Origin of the sequence: Microbacterium saperdae, assembly GCF_006716345.1 — a bacterium.
Classification (GTDB): Bacteria; Actinomycetota; Actinomycetes; order Actinomycetales; family Microbacteriaceae; genus Microbacterium; species Microbacterium saperdae.
Genome location: NZ_VFOX01000001.1, coordinates 1142438 through 1158587 on the forward strand (window position 1 = coordinate 1142438; position 16150 = coordinate 1158587).

15 protein-coding genes are annotated in these 16150 nt (G+C 66.9%); 1 reads left to right on the forward strand and 14 read right to left on the reverse strand.

Annotated features, from left to right (window positions below):
- Positions 1–32 precede the first annotated feature (32 nt).
- Entirely contained in the window at positions 33–2666 is a 2634-nt protein-coding gene (locus FB560_RS05425) for an alpha-L-rhamnosidase (RefSeq protein WP_141871422.1), read from the forward strand.
- Between the two features lie 378 nt (positions 2667–3044).
- Here the strand turns inward: FB560_RS05425 and FB560_RS05430 are convergent, their stop codons facing one another.
- The 14 genes from FB560_RS05430 to FB560_RS05495 all read right to left on the reverse strand — a co-directional run bounded on the left by FB560_RS05430 (position 3045) and on the right by FB560_RS05495 (position 16120).
- The gene (locus FB560_RS05430) at positions 3045–4268 is read right to left on the reverse strand and encodes a tyrosine-type recombinase/integrase (RefSeq protein WP_141871423.1); all 1224 of its coding nucleotides are present in this window, start codon (positions 4266–4268) and stop codon (positions 3045–3047) included.
- On the reverse strand, positions 4255–4464 hold the full coding sequence (locus FB560_RS05435; RefSeq protein ID WP_141871424.1) for a helix-turn-helix transcriptional regulator: 210 nt from the start codon (positions 4462–4464) through the stop codon (positions 4255–4257). Before FB560_RS05435 ends, FB560_RS05430 begins: the two co-directional genes overlap by 14 nt.
- A complete protein-coding gene (locus FB560_RS05440; RefSeq protein WP_141871425.1) occupies positions 4461–5147 on the reverse strand; it encodes a hypothetical protein in 687 nt (228 codons plus the stop codon). The genes FB560_RS05435 and FB560_RS05440 overlap by 4 nt, the downstream gene beginning before the upstream one ends.
- A 121-nt stretch (positions 5148–5268) precedes the next feature.
- Positions 5269–5760 (reverse strand): single-stranded DNA-binding protein, encoded by a 492-nt coding sequence (locus tag FB560_RS05445; protein ID WP_141871426.1) that lies wholly within the window; start codon positions 5758–5760, stop codon positions 5269–5271.
- Between the two features lie 73 nt (positions 5761–5833).
- Complete coding sequence (locus FB560_RS05450) at positions 5834–7600, reverse strand: type IV secretory system conjugative DNA transfer family protein (RefSeq protein ID WP_188895303.1); 1767 nt, start codon at positions 7598–7600, stop codon at positions 5834–5836.
- Between the two features lie 84 nt (positions 7601–7684).
- Positions 7685–8185 carry a hypothetical protein gene (locus tag FB560_RS05455; RefSeq protein ID WP_141871427.1) on the reverse strand — a complete coding sequence of 167 codons (501 nt, stop codon included), beginning with the start codon at positions 8183–8185 and terminating at the stop codon, positions 7685–7687.
- A 41-nt stretch (positions 8186–8226) separates the two neighbouring features.
- The gene (locus FB560_RS05460) at positions 8227–8667 is read right to left on the reverse strand and encodes a hypothetical protein (protein WP_141871428.1); all 441 of its coding nucleotides are present in this window, start codon (positions 8665–8667) and stop codon (positions 8227–8229) included.
- Between the two features lie 68 nt (positions 8668–8735).
- A complete protein-coding gene (locus FB560_RS05465) occupies positions 8736–10259 on the reverse strand; it encodes an ATP-binding protein (RefSeq protein WP_141871429.1) in 1524 nt (507 codons plus the stop codon).
- Positions 10260–10315: 56 nt separating this feature from the next.
- Positions 10316–11779, reverse strand: a complete 1464-nt coding sequence (locus FB560_RS05470; protein ID WP_141871430.1) for an SCO6880 family protein — start codon at positions 11777–11779, stop codon at positions 10316–10318.
- Positions 11780–11951: 172 nt separating this feature from the next.
- Entirely contained in the window at positions 11952–13421 is a 1470-nt protein-coding gene (locus FB560_RS05475) for a conjugal transfer protein TrbL (protein WP_141871431.1), read from the reverse strand.
- Between the two features lie 34 nt (positions 13422–13455).
- Complete coding sequence (locus FB560_RS05480; protein WP_141871432.1) at positions 13456–13782, reverse strand: DUF6112 family protein; 327 nt, start codon at positions 13780–13782, stop codon at positions 13456–13458.
- 86 nt (positions 13783–13868) lie between these two features.
- The gene (locus FB560_RS05485; RefSeq protein ID WP_141871433.1) at positions 13869–14168 is read right to left on the reverse strand and encodes a DUF6112 family protein; all 300 of its coding nucleotides are present in this window, start codon (positions 14166–14168) and stop codon (positions 13869–13871) included.
- A 74-nt stretch (positions 14169–14242) separates the two neighbouring features.
- A complete protein-coding gene (locus FB560_RS05490; protein WP_141871434.1) occupies positions 14243–15415 on the reverse strand; it encodes a M23 family metallopeptidase in 1173 nt (390 codons plus the stop codon).
- A 12-nt stretch (positions 15416–15427) separates the two neighbouring features.
- Complete coding sequence (locus FB560_RS05495) at positions 15428–16120, reverse strand: hypothetical protein (RefSeq protein ID WP_141871435.1); 693 nt, start codon at positions 16118–16120, stop codon at positions 15428–15430.
- Between the last annotated feature and the right edge of the window lie 30 nt (positions 16121–16150).

Consider the following 16150-nt stretch of genomic DNA (forward strand, 5'->3'; position numbering starts at 1 on the left):
GCGAGCATTGCGGCGCGCCCCGCAGGAAACGAATGGTGGAAGAAGTGGAACGGGTTGAGGTGCGAGTCGATAACGAAACGGCTCAGTGTGAGCTCCGCGTCGGACATGGCATGCCGCACGTTCCGGTGGCGTCCGCGCGGCCGCCCATCACCTGGCGGCTGAACGGCATTCCCTTCGGCGAGATGGAGACGGCGGAGCTCCGCTGTGTTCCGGTGCATCCTGCCGTCGGACGTTCCGAGCGGGCAGTCGAGTTGGTTCTGCACAACGACAACGACCATGTTGACGTGCAATGGCCTTTCGCGCCCCTGGGGGATGGAGAGTCGGTTGCCGTCTCCGTCCGGGTGCAGGTCTCCGGAACATGGACTGAGTGGTCTGAGCAGGTTCCCGTTCACGCGGGCATCCTCAGTGCGGAGGGGTGGACGGGGCGGTGGATCACCCCTGTGAGCATTGGGGGGCTGGACGAGCCAGCTCCGGTCTTCGAGACCGACCTCATCCTTCCTGCCACGAGGCGCGCATTGCTTACGGTGACCGCCCAGGGCATTCTCGTCGCGCACATCAACGGCCTTCGTGTTGGAGACGAGCATCTCGCGCCGGGATGGACCGCGTATCAGCACCGGTATGCGTCCCGAACCCATGACGTGACCGAACTCCTCCGAGAAGGTGACAACGTGGTCGAGATCCTGGTGGGAAATGGGTGGCATCGGGGCCAGCTGGTGTGGCCCGATAACCTGGCGGTGTACGGCCCGGATCTGGCCGTGAGCGTGCAGCTCGACGTGCTCGACGACGACGGCCGCTGGAGCCGGCATACGAGCAACGATTCCTGGAAGTGCAGGAACTCGCCGGTGCTGTCCGACGACCTCTATGACGGTCAGACAACGGACCATCGCGTGCCCCTGCTCCGAAGCCACGGTGCAGTCGCCGCATTCAGCCCTGTCCGGGAGGTGGAAACGGCGTCCGTGGTGGAGCCCTCGGAGAACCCGCCCGTCCGGCAGGTCGACCTTCTCCTACCCCGAGCGGAGTTCACCTCGCCGGGAGGCGCCCGCATCCTCGACTTCGGCGAGAACATCGTCGGGTGGGTGCGTATCGACGACCGTGGCGGACACCCGAACGCGGAGATCCGACTCCGCCATGCCGAAGTGCTCGAAGACGGTGAATTGGGCACAAGGCCTCTCCGAAGCGCGCAAGCAACGGATGTGCACATCCGCGCCGAACACGGCGGACAGCTTGAGCCCGTCCTGACATTCCATGGTTTCCGCTACGTCGAAGTCGACGGCGCGGACGACCTGGACCTTCACCGGTTCACGGCAGTCGTCATCGCCAGCGACATCCGACGCACGGGTTCCTGGCGTACGTCTGATGAGCGTCTCAACCGTCTCCACGACAACGTGGTGCGCAGCATGCGCGGGAACTTCGTCGCGCTTCCCACCGACTGCCCTCAGCGCGATGAACGTCTGGGATGGACTGGGGACGCGCAGATCTTCAGCCCCACAGCGACCTTCCTCGCGGACACTCGGACGTTTTACTCATCGTGGTTGCGTGACCTCGCTCTCGAACAGGGATCGGACGGCGGCGTCCCATCCATCGTCCCCGACGTGTTGTACCAGCCGGAGTCGGCAAGCGCTGCCGGGTGGGGCGATGCCGCTGTGGTGCTTCCCTGGGTGCTATGGGAGGCGCACGGGGACCGCACAGCTCTCCGTCAGCAGTATCCCTCGATGCAGGCGTGGGTCGAGCACGTCCGCAGGCTCGCCGGTGGGGGCGTATGGGAGGGGGGATTCCAATACGGCGACTGGCTCGATCCCACGGCCCCACCCGAGGACGCCGCGGCGGTCAAGGCTGACCCTGGGGTGGTGGCCACGGCGCATTACGCGCGCTCCGCGCGCCTGCTGTCCCAGGCGGCCGCGGTGCTTGGCAAGGGTGGGGACGCACTGATCTACGCCTCGCTCGCAGACCAGATCATTCTCGCGTTTCGTGAGCGCTATGTCGCGTCGGACGGCGTGATCTTCAGCGACTGCCCAACCGTGTACGCACTGTCCATCGCCTTTGACCTGCTCGACGCGACCCAGCGCGCTCAGGCCGGGGACCGACTGGCCGTCCTCGTTCAGGAGGCCGCGCATGTCATCGAGACAGGTTTTCTCGGCACCCCCGTGCTCTTGGACGCGCTCACCGACACCGGCCACCTGGAAGACGCTTATCAACTCCTCATGCAGGACGAGCGTCCATCGTGGCTGTATGCCGTGCGCATGGGTGCGACGACGATCTGGGAGCGGTGGGACTCGATGCTCCCGGACGGCAGCATCAACCCGGGGTCGATGACATCGTTCAATCACTACGCCTATGGTGCGGTGGCCGACTGGATGCATCGTGTCATCGGAGGCCTCAGCGCGCTTGAACCCGGATACCGTCGTGTGCGCATCGCGCCACGGCCTGGGGGAGGACTCACGTCGGCGAGCACTCAGCTCGAGACCGCGTTCGGACGCGTCGCCGCGGACTGGAAGCTCGAAGGGGACAACCAGATAGTCGTCGACCTTGAGGTGCCATTCGGGTGCGAAGCAGAGGTATCGCTTCCCGACGAGTCGCTGACCGTCGTGTCGCATGGGCGGCACCGATTCACGTCGTCAGTACGGCGAGCAAAGCACACCCTGTCTGCGGGCCGTATGGCGCGCTGATTCTTGTCGGCGCTGGCGCCCCTTCGATGTACTGGCGAAGCGACGACGCTACTCCGCTGTCATCAGTTCGTTTCCCGTGCCCGACGCCCCGGCTCGCAGATCACAGGAAAGACCCGGAGACGCCGCAGGAAAGCGATGAAGGGACTGCACTCACCAGCCGCGCCACGGCGGGTTGTGCCAACAGCCCACTGAAGAGCCCAGGTGAGAGCATGTTTCTCGCCTGGGCTTCATCGTTTCCGCGGTCCTCTTCAGCGGGGTTTGTGGAAGCATCCCACCGTGGCTGCCGATGTCCATCGAGATGCTTCAACTGCGGACGTCGCGACGAGCCGGGACCTGGCCGTGACCTGGAACCTGATTTCGCGTGGATCCGCACCGTTTTCATCGCCCGGGAGCCGCTGCCCGACGCGTCTTGATAGGAGCCTCGCGGGTGGGGCTTTCTTGCCCGTCGAGGAACGCGTTCGCGCGGGCCGCGGCATCGGCGAGGTGCCTGGTGTCGGGGTGCAGGTAGCCGCGGGTGGTCTCGATGGACTTGTGGCCGAGAATGCCCTGGAGGACGTGTAGCGGGATGCCGGCGTCGGCGAGCCAGGTTGCTCCGGTGTGCCGGAGGCCGTGCCGGGTGAGGCTCGTCAGTTCAAGATCGGTGACGAGCTGATCCCATTTCGTCGCGTCCCTGACGGAGGCGGTAGTGAGCACGCCACCGCGGGGTCCGGTCAGTAGCCGTTCGTCAGGCTCACGGTCTGCGGTGAGGCGCTCAAGCACGGGGGTGAGCGCTTGCAGGATGGGGACGTGCCGGATGTCTCGTCCCTTGGTTTGCTTGGTGACGAGCCCGCCTGCGCCTGGGTAGGTTTGGCGGCGGATCGTGACGATCCGTTGATCCCAGTCGATGTCGCCGACTTGGAGGCCGGAGATCTCGGAGCCGCGGGCGGCGAGGAGGGCGCAGAGCATTACGAAGTCGGAATAGCTCTGATGCACCTCCCCACACCGATCCGCGAGGGTCGTGAGGGCCGCGAGATCCTTGAGCGCGTGGACGCGCGGTGATTGGTCGTACTCGTTCAGGTTGAGGGCTGATTTCCCGAGGGAGCGTCGGGACCGGTTGCGGGCGGGGTTGCTGGGTAGGAGGTCGTCGCGGACGGCTTCGTCGAGGACGCGGACGAGGGGTGCGATGGTGTTCTTGATGGTTGACGCGGAGTGCTGGGTTTCCCACTGGTCGATGGTGCGATCGATCATCCCGGCCGTGATCTGTGACAGTGGCAGGTGCCCGAGGGCGGGGAGGACGCGGAGGCGGAGTCCGAGCTTGTAGCCGTCGACGGTGGACGTCGGGTCAAGGCCCCGCTGCCACCGGTCGCCGATCATCTCGACGTAGTCGGAGAAGAGGATGCGTTTGTCGATCCCGAGTTCGGCGGAGGCCTGCAGGTATTGAAAGAACTCTTCGGCGGCGTTCTCGTCGGGGACGACGAGCGCGCGGGTGACCCGTTTGCGGGTGTGGGGGTCGATCCAGCGGGCGCGAGCACGGATCCCCGAGGCACGGCGTTCAAGGTCGGTGGTGACCTTCACCCCGATCGGCGGCACCGGCAGAGGTGCGGTCGGTTCAGGCGTGCTCATCGGTGCCGAGCGAGGCGAGCCAGTGCTCGACCTGTTCGATGCGGTACCTGGTCACGCCACCGATCCGGATGAACGGGGGACCTTTCTTCTCGGCCCGCCACCTCGACAGCGTCGACTCCGAGACCCGCAGAAACGCGGCAACCTCGTGACTGTTTCGTAGCGGTGAGACGAGCACATCGACTGGCTGTTCGGTCATGGCTGCTCGCTCCACTCGATGTTCACGATCTCCCGGATCGTCGCGTCCTGCTCCGCAGTCCTCGCCTTGACTTGCTCTTCGACGAACGCGAGGAAGTCCTTCGTCCGCGCCGCGACGGGGCGTTCTGTGGCGTCGGGCTCGGTCCAGTCCTCGGCTTCGCCGCCGGGCCAGGCCGTGATGCGGGTGGGGCGGTCGCGGTCGAGGCGGGTGCCGGAGATCGTGACCCAGTCCCGCAGCCGCTCACGGGCGAGGCTGAAGTCGTGGTGCCAGGCGAGGGCTTGGTTGCCCTTCGCTTGGAGGTCGAAGCAGAACAGCCAGTGCTGGCGCAGGGCGGAGAGTTCCCAGAGGAGTTCGGGGTGCCGGTGCCACATCGGCGGGATCACCTGCGCGGGCAGGCCGTATGTGTGACGGAGCCAGTCCACCCACCCGTTGAGCTCGAGGAGCTCGGCCTCGAGGTCTGCGGGTGGGAGGGTTCGCCAGTTGATCGGCCGCGCCACCGCGGTGAGCGACTTCGCCAGGTCCGCCTGGAAGGTCTGCTTCGCGAACGCTCTCGCTTTGTCTGCGATGTCGGCGGGGAGCCCGGACAGGTCGATCCCGTCGAAGTCAGGCCCCTGCACGGTCGGATCCGAGCCTGACGGATCGGTGTCGGGCAGGTCGGGTGGGGTGGGGTTGTCGGTGGTCATCAGAAAGCTCCCGGAACGAGACGAGGCGAAGAAGGAGAGCCGCGGAGGACGCGGCGAAGGCAGGATGCGGGTGCGGCGACCAGGTGGAGGTGGTGGTGGGGTTGGTCGCCGCACCCGCGGCTTATCGGGCGACCGCGTCGCGCTGCACGGACGCAGCGCTGGTCGCCGCCGGTGGCTCCGGGTCGAGCTGCGCCTCGCGGTCGGCGAGAGCCTGCTGCACCTGTTCCCGCACCGGAGCCTCCTGTTGCGGGGCTTCTCGTTCTGGCGGGGTGCGGTCGACGGTGTAGCGGGTGAGGTTGTTGTCGTGTCCGATCCGGGATGCGACGAACTGCTCTCGTTCGGTGCCGTCGCCTCCGGTGTAGGCGCGGGCTTCGCCTTCGGCGATGAAGTTGTCTCCCTTGCGGAACTGCTCATGCGCGAGCTCCGCGGAGCGCCGGAACATCACCAGGTCGGTGAACTCCGGATCGAGTTGGGTGAATGTGCCGTCCTGTTCGAACCGGGCCTGAGGCTGCCCGACACGCATGTAGACGCGGGCGTCACCGTTGCTCGTGAACGTCAGCTCCGGGTCCGTGGTGACGAACCCGGAGAGGGACTGCTTGGTGCGGATGGTCATCAGCGGGTACTCCTATCGGTCTCACACCCGCAACTGCGGGGGCTACCGGACAGGTACGACTACCACCCTGCGACTATCGGGTACCGCTCTGGAGCAACTGCTCGATCTCGCTTCGGCCCGCCCGGAGCTGCTTCGCGTCCGTGCGGGATGGCCAGGGGCGCAGGTTCGTGATGATGGGGCGGGCGGTGCGGAGCATCACCACTCCCGTCCCGAACGGGAGGGTGCGGAGCACGTCCGGGGGCAGGATCGGGACGCGGCGGATCGACCGCTGCGACGAGTGTGACCCGTACGCGTCGGTCGTGATGCTGTCGGTGGTTTCGTCGCGGTCGCCGATGAGGGTGGAGAGGTCTTGCAGGTCGCGGCTGTTGGAGGCTCCGCCGAGGATGATCTTGACGATGGAGGCGTCCCAGATCGCGTTCGCCTGGTTCTCACCCCACTTCTCCCGCGCCTGGGCAAGGGACTGCAGCACTGGGAGTGGGGTGATGCCGGTGCCGCCGCCTTCCGCCATCAACGTCGGCAGGCTGGGCAAGGGTGCGAGGTTCCCGATCTCATCCAACGCGAGCAGCAGAGGCGGATCCATACGCGCACCGGGTGAGCGTGCGGCGATCTTCCGGGCGGTTTCGACGAGGTCTTCGATGAACGCCGCGACCAGCGCCGACGACGCCCCAGCCCCCGCACCGGTGGCCAGGAGGTAGAGGGTCCCGTTGCCGAGGAGAAACGCCTCCGGATCGAACTCCTCACCCGGCCCCGGCGAGACAGCGTCCAGGACGCGAGGGTCCGCGAGGGCGGAGAACGCGAGGGACACACCCTGCCAGATCGAATCCCTCGTCCGCGGGTCTGCCTGCACCATCGCATCCAACGAATCTGCCCATCCCTCCGCAGCTCCCGGATGAGAGGACAGCACCCGTACGGCGTCGGCGGCGAGGGTCGGGTTCAGCGCCCACTGGTACAGGGTTTTCGCGTCCCTCCCGTCGAGGGCGGCGGCATGAAGGAGGGCTTGGATCGCGGCGGTGGTCTTCCCTTCCCAGAACCCGGCGTCTTGGACGCCGCCGAACCCTGTGGCCGTGGCGAGGCCTTTCGCGCGGATCATCGCCGTCAACGGATCCTGACAGCCCCGCACCGGCGACCACCGCATCCCCGCAGGGAGCCCTGGGGCGAGCTGCTGGGGGTCGAACACGGCTACCTTCCCCTTCTCCTCCCGTGCCTTCAGCGTGGCGGTGAGGTTGTCCGGACGGGTGCTGGTGGTGATGACGGCTCCGGGGGCGTCGAGGATCGCGTTGATCACCACGTGCAACCCCTTCCCCGAGCGGGGCGGGCCGATGAGGAAAATGCTGTCTTCGACAGTCGCCCAGACCTGCCCGCCCTTTCCCGTGCCGAGGAGATACCCCACTTCCTCGGGGTGAGGCTTCTCGGTGAGCGAGGGCCGCAACGTCGCGGCCTTCTTGACCAGTGCTTTCGATGAGGCGACGCGGGCGACCTCGGCGGCGGTGGCAGTGCCCGCGAGCCGGTGCGGGTCCGTCTTCGACCGGGAACGGTGCACCGCTCGCACCACGAAGAATGCGGCGGTACCGAGCACGCCGAGGAACAGGGTGACGACGGCCCAGTAGGCGAACGGATTCAGGCCTTCCGCGCCGAGCGCCGCACCCGGGTCTGCTGGGGTGGCGAGGACGGCGAGGCCGGTCGTGAAACCGCCGGACGGTTCAGGAAGCCCAGTGAGGAACGCGGCGACGGAGCCCGCGACACGGAGGATCCCGGTGAATGCGGCGGCGGTGACGAGGGCTCCGAGGGTGAGGTTGATGAAGAGGTCGTTGGCGGGTTTCGCCTGCACAGGACCAGACACGAGGAACGCACCTTTCCGACCCCGCAGAAAGAAGGCGGCGGGGTCAGGACAACAGGTACGACGACGAGTGGATGAGTCGGGCGGTCAGTCGATGCGCTGCACCGAGGTGGTTCCGGAGATCCGCCCCAGCAAGATCACCTCACCGGTGATGCTGGGCTGCTCGGCACGGTCGATCAGGGCGCGTGCTGTCCCGGTTGGGCCAGCGGACGTATGACACAGGACCAGGGCGAGGGCGACGTCTTCGCCGGGCACGAACCCGTCCGCGGTGAACTCCAGAAGGTTCGGCACCGTCACCGGTGCGGGTGCGTCGTCTTCTGGTGGAGCGAACGGCGACCGCGGCTCAGGCGTGGGTGGGGTGAGGATGTCTGCGTGGACGCTGCCGTCCAGTTCTCGCACCTCCACCCGAGTCGGTGATCCGAGCCGAGCGACGAGCTCGGTCACCGTCCCCGTGATCTCGTCAGGGTGGATCGGGGTGGCGGCGAGACGGTCACCGTTCACCGTCACGATCAAGGTGTCGGCGTTCACGGCTTCGAGGAGGATCTGCGGCAACACCGCAGGCACCACCACCCCCGGTTTCGGGGTCACGGAGGGTTGCTGGGTGCGGGTGTGGGGGTGGCGTCGAAGGGTCATGTCAGGAAGGTGCGACCCGCCCCCGAACGCCCCATCGGGTGATCGGTGATGGGGTCGGTGGTGAGGGCTTCTTCCCGGGCGATGAGCTCGCCCAGCGCGTCCGCCCACCCACCGGTGATCTGCAGCAGCGTCTCATAGTCGGCCGAGGCAACTTCACCCTCGGCGAGCGTCACCCACGGCCAGCTCCCATCCGGCTGCTGCAGTCGAGCCTCGGAGGCCCATGTCCAGGACACCGGGACGCGGTTCTCGTCGGACCAGTCGACCCCGGGCGGGAACTGTTCCTCGATCGCGAACCGCGGTGAGGAGCCGTGCAAGGGGTACAGCACGAAATGCCCGGCCCCGAACGTCACCGGGTCGTCGTACAGCAGGATCAACCGGTCCTGGGATTGCTGCTCGATCCGCTGCAACCCGTCATCGAGCGCCATCATGTTCCGCACCAGCGCCTCCTCCGACAACCCGTCCGAACCGCGTGAGGCCTGGTGCTCCGGGGCAGGTCCGTCTACGCTCAAGACAGGCCTCCAGAGCGCTCAGGATCCGCGAACTCGCGGGGATTCTGGGTCATCCGCTGGGTCGTGTCGAAGGCCCGCAGCTCATCAGGGTGCAACTGATGTTGAACGACGTATGAGGATTCTTTGATCCGCCACAGCCCCTGCCCGGTCCCGAGGGATGGGAGGAGTTTCTGTTCGGTGCCGGTGAGTCCGAGGGTCTTGCCGGTGGTGCCGATCTGGTCGGATTCTTGCCGGTAGATGATCCGCGATTCCGCGTTCGCGAGGAGGCTGTTGGCGAGGGAGCGCATGGCGGATCCGTGGTCGCCGACGTTGTCGAGGTCGGTGAGCTTGTGGAAGATCAGTAGGTTCGCGATCCCGTAATGACGGGCGAGTCGCCAGTGCGCGTCCATCCGCTTCAACAACGCCGGGTGGGACATCAGTCGCCACGCCTCGTCGTAGACGACCCACCGTTGCCCGCCGTTCGGGTCCAGCAGCGCGGACTCCATCCACGCCGACGAGCACGTCATCAGCACCGAGATCAACGTGGAGTTTTCGACGACACGGGACAGGTCGAGAGTGATCATCGGCAACGTCGGATCAAACGTCACCGTGGAAGGGCCGTCGAAGAGGCCTTGGAGGTCGCCGGAGACGAGGCGACGCAGCGCGTGGCCGACCATCCGCCCGTCCTCGGCAAGGCGGTCGTCATCTGTGGGGTCGGGGGTGAGGATGCGGTCGACGACCATCGGCAGGATCGGCACATCGTTACTGGCGACCACGGCTTGGAGGGCGATATCGATGACCGTGTGCTCCAACGGCGACAACGACCGCTCAAGGACGGTCTCCGCTAACGCGCCGATCAGATCCCGGCGACGAGACGCGACTGTGGACGCCCACTCCGCGTCAGAGAGCCCGCCGGGCCGGTAGCCCTCATCGAGCGGGTTGAGACGGTTCCGGAGGCCATGGCCGAGGACGATCGCCTTCCCACCGACTGCCTCAGCGACAGCCGTGTGCTCGCCCTTCGGGTCACCGGGGACGTACACGCGGCGACCGAACGGGATGCTGCGGGTGTAGAGCGCCTTGGCGAGGGAGGATTTCCCACTGCCGACGATGCCGGCGAGGACGAGGTTGGGCGCCGTGATGATGCCCCGCTGGTACAGCACCCACGGGTCGTACACGAAGGATCCGCCGGAGTACATGTCCTGCCCCACGAACACACCCTGAGACCCGAGACCGCCTTCGGCGAGGAACGGGTACGCGCCCTGCAACGCCGCCGAGGTGTCCTGATGCGCAGGCACCCGAAACCCCCGATACGCCCTGAGCGCCGCCGCCCCCGGCTCGCCGCCTTTAGGGAGATAGTTCGTCGACCTCGCCTCGGCACGTTCCGCGGCGACCTTCGCCTTCACCGCTTGCCGCTGCTCGGCCTGCTCCCGAGCGATGACCTGCCGGGCGGCACGTTCCCGGGTCTTACGGTTCTTCCGGCCGCTGCCGTCCTCGACAAGGACGGTGGAGTAGAGCTTCTTCGGGCTGGTGTGTTGTCCCATGAGCGGTGGCCTTCCGATGGAGTGTGCAGTGACACCGGTCAGGTACGCCTCACGTCTCAGATGCCTCGGCAGAGCGGCAGTGCTGCCGTGACGAACGCCTGCGCCTGCTGCCCGACCAACCTGCGCGTTTCGCACGACGCCTGGATCGCTGCTTGTTCGATCGCGGAGACTGCGGCTTCCAGTTCATCGGTGGTGGGTGCGGAGATGGCGAGGAGGCCGGTGTAGCGGAGGACGCCGTGGCCGCTGGTGAGGTCGGCTTCCTGTTGGAGCACGTCGTGGTATTCGGCGGACTGTCGGGCGTCTTCGATCTGCCCGACCTTCTGCCGCTGCGCCGCATCACTGATGTATTCGGTCTTCTTCTTCCGGATATCGCGGGCTGCCTGGTCGGAGCGGATCGGGTCACACAGCAGTGTGAACGCTCGCCGGATACCGCTGGAGAGGAGTACGGGTGCGAGGAAGCCTGGGTAGACGAGGGAGCGCGGCCACTCCGAGATCCACAGCACCGCGTGATGCGCGGAGTCGGAGCGCAGTTGGTCCCAGGTCTCTTCGACCGCGACGGGGCCAGCTGTCGCGAGGTCTTGTCCGATCTCCCCGGACCGTTCCAGGGCGGCGGCAATAGCGGGGTCATACGCGCTGCGGAGCATGACAGCGAGCTGCCCGGGCGTGTACCAGTCGGTGGGTTTCAGGTCTGCGGTGCGCAGCGCGGTGGTGAGGGTCTCCATCTCCTGCCTGAGGACGACGGCGGCGCCTTTGAGGCTGCCGCCCGCGGTGCGGATCGCCCGAGAGGCGGCCCGCATGTCCAGGCTCAGGGAGATGGTGGAGATGTGGCGTTCTCCGGCTGGGCCTGCTCGGTCGATGAGCTCCCGGTAGGTTCTTGCGACCCAGGAATCGTCGTCATTGCCCTGCTCGGCCCACCACTGCGCTAACCCCGACCCGGAGTCAGGGACGGTGCGCTCCAGCACTTGCAGGCGGGCGATCCTGGTGGACCGGCACGCGGTGGACAGCACCCGGCCCCAGGCGTGCACGCGTCGTTCCTGCTCACCGGGGTCGAGAAGGATGAACGAGGGATGGGTCACTTCCACCAGCGCGGTCAGCGTCTGCCCGTGCGGGTCGTGGACCATGACCGCATCGGTCTCGGGGTCCTCGTATTGGCGTAGCGGTGCCGCATCCCCAGGGAGCGCGAGCGTCCCCGCCGGACGAGGCTTCACGATGCGCTTCCGGTATCGGGTCTGGCGGAGGGTCTGCCGGAGGACCCAGTGGAGGGTGATCGGCACCCATTCGACGAGCTTCCTGCCCCCGACCGGCACCCAGGCGAGTGCGGCGGCGGTGCCCCAGATCGGTGACGTGTACAACGCGGCGGGACCACCGGTGGAAAGGGAGGCGATGAACACGGCGACCGCGATGGAGAGGGCGATGACTTGTGGGAGGGAGAGGCCGAGGATGATGCCGCGTTTGGTGAGGCGGGAGAACTTCACCGCTGACAGTTCGAACTCGGTGCGGGTGGACGCGGTGCTGGCCATAAGGTGCTCCTGACGCGGTGGGTGTTCGGGGTCGCCGGTCAGGTACGGACACCAATAGTGGGCGGTGGCCCGTGAACCACCCGCTCGGGTCAGGTCGCTGGCTGACCGTCCGGGTGCGTTGTTCACGGGCCACCGCCCAGATGACCTCCTCTCAGATGCCGGTCCTCTTACCTCAGGTCTTCGGTGCGGGCTTCGGCGGCGGAGCCTGCCCACCGCCGTCGTTCGCGGGCGGCGTCTGTGGCTTCGGCGCAGGCGCGTTCGCGGCCGGTGTGGTGGGCTGTGCGGGCGGTACGGACTGGTCCGGGGGTGGTGGCGCGGCTTGCCCCTCGCTGGCGGCTCCGGCGTGGTTGTCGGCGGTGCGGCCGATCGCGCCGCCGATCTTCGGGCCGGCCTCTGCCGCGCCCTTGGCGACTTTCGCCCCGGCGACTGCGGCGATTCCGACTGGGCCAGCCGCCGCTCCCGCCCCGGTACCGCCTGCTGCGGCAGTACCGCCGCTACCGGCAGTCGCACCGCTGGAACCTGCTGCCGCTCCACTCGAGGCTGCGGCCGTGCCGCCACCCGCACCCGGATTTGCTCCGGCTGTACTGCCGCCTCCGGCAGCGGGCTGCGGCGAACCACTCGGTGGCGGCGGATTCCCACCACCACCACCGTTTTTGCCGTCGCCGCCCCCACCGTCGAGGACCTTCTGCGGGCCGCTACCGTCGGGCTTGCCAGGGAGGGGCATGGGCCGGTTCATGGCCTGCTTCGACTCCTGCTCCGCACTCATGACGTGGTACATGTCGAAGCCGACGAAGGAGATGAATTTGTAGACCATGTAGGGGGCGAACGCGGCGATGAACATCAACACGATCCCCGCGATCGGATCCGCAATGGAACTGAGGTCCATATCGATCGGCGCGTTGACCTGATTGATCGCCACTAGGAACACCACGACGATCACGAGTTTCGAGAAGATCAGCGCGAGCACAAAGCTTGCCCACTTCCCGAACCACCCCTTCGTCGCATCCCAACTCGCCCCGGATAGAGCGATGGGTGCCATCACGACCGCGACCAGAATCAGAGCCTTACGGATCAGGAGGCTGAACCAGACGATCGCTGCCGCGCAGATGGCCAGGAAGCTGAGGAAGATGGTGATGATCGCCCCGGCACCGGGGGCGGTGAGGTTGATCGCGGTGAGACCTGCGACGAGGACCCCGATCTTCCCACCCATCTCTTCGAGGGTCGTCCCGGTGGCCTGGACGATCCCGATCGAGAGCTGGTCGACGACCTCCAGCAGCGTTGCCGTCAACGTGATGACCAGGAACGACCCGAGCACCGACTTCGCTAAACCCAGGGCGGCGCGGGACAGGGCGGTCGGGTCGCGTCTGATGAGCCCGGTGATGAGTTGCAGGCAGAAGAAGATCAGCATCAGGAAGATCGCGATGCCGAAGATCACGTTGTACACACCGACATACCCGGCCCCGGTGATGTCGACCAGGGTGGTGGAGTCGAACAAGGCCCAGACGCCTTGGAAGATCCAGGACGCAGCTGCTCCGATTGCTTGGGCGAGCCAGTCGAATGGTGCAGCGACGAGGGTGGCTGCGCCTTCGCCGACGGCGTCGCAGACGTTGCTGATGATGGGGACGTCACAGATACCAGCCACAACACCCCTCCCTTCGAATCGAAGTTCCAGGTGGTTAGGAGACGGTCTGGCCGACGTTCCAGAAGAAGTTGATCAGCGTCACCGACGCTCCGGTGATGATCGCCGCGCCGCAGGAGATCAGCACCCCGACCTTCCCCCGTGACGCCAGATGCGGGTTGGACGAGTTCGACCCGAAGCCCCAGACCACGGCACTGACGATCAGGGCGAGGACGGACAGGATCAGCCCGATCGTCATCACCGCACCCACCACGGTCCGCAGCGCAGCGATACCGGGCAGGCCGGAATCGTTCGGGGAGATGTCGATGTTCGCGGGCAGCACCGCAGCGGTGAGGGTGGTGAGAGTGTCGAGGACGGCAAGCATGGTGGGGCTCCTTCACAACCGATCGCCCCGTACCCGGTCGTGCGGGGTCACTGGGACAGGTGCGATGCCGGAACGTGCGACCCGGCTCAGAGGGTGTCGCCGAGGCTCAACAAGAAGTTCATCCAGGTGACCCCGGCGCCTGCGAGGACGGCGGCTCCGAGCGCGACGAACACCCCGACTTTTCCTTTCGCAGCGGTCTGCGGGTTCCCCGCTGACGAGGACACGGCCCAGACGATCCCGGAGACGACGAGCATGAGGATCGAGACGATCAGCACGATCGTCAGCAGCGCGCCGACGATCTCGATGAGGGTCGAGCGGCCTCCGACACCACTCAGGTCGGGGTAGACGTTCTCGGCCGATAGCAGCGTCAGGGTGGTGGCGGGCATGGGTTCTCCTCAAAACGGTGGGCGGGCACCGGTCAGGTGCGCCACCCACCCCGCCAGGCCTCCCTCAGCTCGGGTCAGGTGGTGCAGCCCGGGCCGCCGCCGACCGGCGCGTCGATGCCTTCCACGCCGTGTTCTGCGAGCCAGGGTTCGGCGTCGACGGCGGGGGCGTTCGCGCCGCCGGGATGGACCTGGAAATGCAGGTGCGGGCCGGTCGAGTGGCCGGAGGATCCGACGTCGCCGATGTGTTGGCCCGCGGTGACCCGGTCACCAGTGGTGACGTGGATGCCGTGTGCCCACATGTGGATGTATTTCGTCGCGACCTTCTCGCCGCCGATGGTGTGTTCGAGGGTGATCTGTCCCGAATACCCATCGACCATCCCGGCGTAGGTGACCAGGCCGTCGGCGAGGGCAAAGATCGGTGTGCCGTCGGGGGCTGCCCAATCGGTCCCGGCGTGCAGACGCGCTTCCCCGGTGATAGGGTCGATCCGCGGCCCGAACGACGACGTGTGCACATAACTGCCCGTCGGTAGTGGGAACACCAGCCGGCTCGTCTCGGGAATGTTCGTGTCCCCGGGCACACCGCTGCCGTTCCCGCCGCTGTTGTTGCGGGTGAGGGTGTCGAGGATCGTACGGGCGACGGGCTCGTAGTTCTGATACCGATCCGGGTACGCGGACACTTCGACGGCCTGCGCGGCTTCGCCCTTGCCCATCTGCTGCCACCCCGGGATGTCGAGCAGACCTCGCGGTGAGGGGTAGTTGGGGCCGTCGGGGCCACCGTAGAACGCCCGCGCCTGATAGGTCGTGTCCATGAGCTCAGCGACCGTGCCCCACCCGGACTGCGGACGCATCTGAAACAGACCCAAGCTGTCGTGATCGGAGCCGTTGCCATCGTTGGGGTAGCCGCCGGACTCGGGGTAGGTGCCGGTGTTCGCGAGCTGCCGCAGCGTCGACTCCGTCAGCGCCGCCATCAACGCGATCAGAATCCCATCCCGCCCCACCCCAGGAGTATTCGCTCCGACGGTGATGATCGTTCCGGCGTGGGTGAGCTGCTGCTTGTTGAGGGTGAAGGTGTATCCGTCTTTCATGGTGACCTCGAGCGAGTCGGGGATCGGGCCAAGGACGACACCGCTGGCGATGCAGTTCCCCTGGTTGAGGAGGGCCGGGTTCACGAGCACGCCGATGCTGAGCAGCCCGAGCATTGGGGTGAGCAGCATGAACGTGGCTGCGGCGGCAAGGAGCTTATTCATCCCGTGCCCGCCTTATCGAAGGGGGTTGTCGAGTTCGGACAGGCGCAGCAGATGGCACCGGTCGAACACCGGCTGACAGGACACAAACACCGTGAACGCCACCGCATGCGAGCTTTCGACGGGGTCGTCGTACCAGACACCGTCCCGGTGCCTCGTGCCCTCGACCGTGTACGCCACCGTCCCCTCGGTGATCTGCCCACCGGAGGCGGCGACGGCTTCCTCCCACTGGTCCGGGACGTACACCCGATCGATCTCAATGTGCTGGCGGGTGCGGTACTCGGCGAGATCCCGCCACGTCGACGCCGACGGGAAATACCCGTCCAGGTCCGCGATCAGCCCCGGCATCTCTGACCCGGACGGGTCGGCGTCCTCGAACAACACGCCCCGGTGATCCGAAGGGGTCAGGAGGGTGAAGGTGTCCCAGTCGAACAGCGCCTCCGCGACCGCACGGACGTAGGCCTCGGGGTTGTTCGTGCGCGGCAGAGCTGGCAGCGCCGCGTCTTCCGGCTGTCCGTTCGGGTCGGTGGGGTCAACCGGTGCCGTGGACGCGGGCGCGCGGTCCCGGGGAGCGTCGCTGTCTCGGGGTCCGGTGATGAGGCCGTAGATGCCGATTCCGGCGAGCACCGTGACAACGAGACCGGTAGCGGTGAGGGTGATGATCAGACGGCGGCGACGACGCTGACCATCGGGGTTGAGAGAGGGCATGGATGAGGCCTTCCAACGAGAAACGGGCGG

Excerpts from the sequence above, each read along its gene's own strand:
- FB560_RS05425 (WP_141871422.1), top strand. The coding sequence starts at position 33 with ATGGTGGAAGAAGTGGAACGGGTTGAGGTGCGAGTCGATAACGAAACG.
- FB560_RS05495 (WP_141871435.1), bottom strand. The coding sequence starts at position 16,120 with ATGCCCTCTCTCAACCCCGATGGTCAGCGTCGTCGCCGCCGTCTGATC.
- FB560_RS05430 (WP_141871423.1), bottom strand. The coding sequence starts at position 4,268 with ATGAGCACGCCTGAACCGACCGCACCTCTGCCGGTGCCGCCGATCGGG.
- FB560_RS05435 (WP_141871424.1), bottom strand. The coding sequence starts at position 4,464 with ATGACCGAACAGCCAGTCGATGTGCTCGTCTCACCGCTACGAAACAGT.
- FB560_RS05490 (WP_141871434.1), bottom strand. The coding sequence starts at position 15,415 with ATGAATAAGCTCCTTGCCGCCGCAGCCACGTTCATGCTGCTCACCCCA.
- FB560_RS05465 (WP_141871429.1), bottom strand. The coding sequence starts at position 10,259 with ATGGGACAACACACCAGCCCGAAGAAGCTCTACTCCACCGTCCTTGTC.
- FB560_RS05470 (WP_141871430.1), bottom strand. The coding sequence starts at position 11,779 with ATGGCCAGCACCGCGTCCACCCGCACCGAGTTCGAACTGTCAGCGGTG.
- FB560_RS05485 (WP_141871433.1), bottom strand. The coding sequence starts at position 14,168 with ATGCCCGCCACCACCCTGACGCTGCTATCGGCCGAGAACGTCTACCCC.
- FB560_RS05480 (WP_141871432.1), bottom strand. The coding sequence starts at position 13,782 with ATGCTTGCCGTCCTCGACACTCTCACCACCCTCACCGCTGCGGTGCTG.
- FB560_RS05440 (WP_141871425.1), bottom strand. The coding sequence starts at position 5,147 with ATGACCACCGACAACCCCACCCCACCCGACCTGCCCGACACCGATCCG.
- FB560_RS05445 (WP_141871426.1), bottom strand. The coding sequence starts at position 5,760 with ATGACCATCCGCACCAAGCAGTCCCTCTCCGGGTTCGTCACCACGGAC.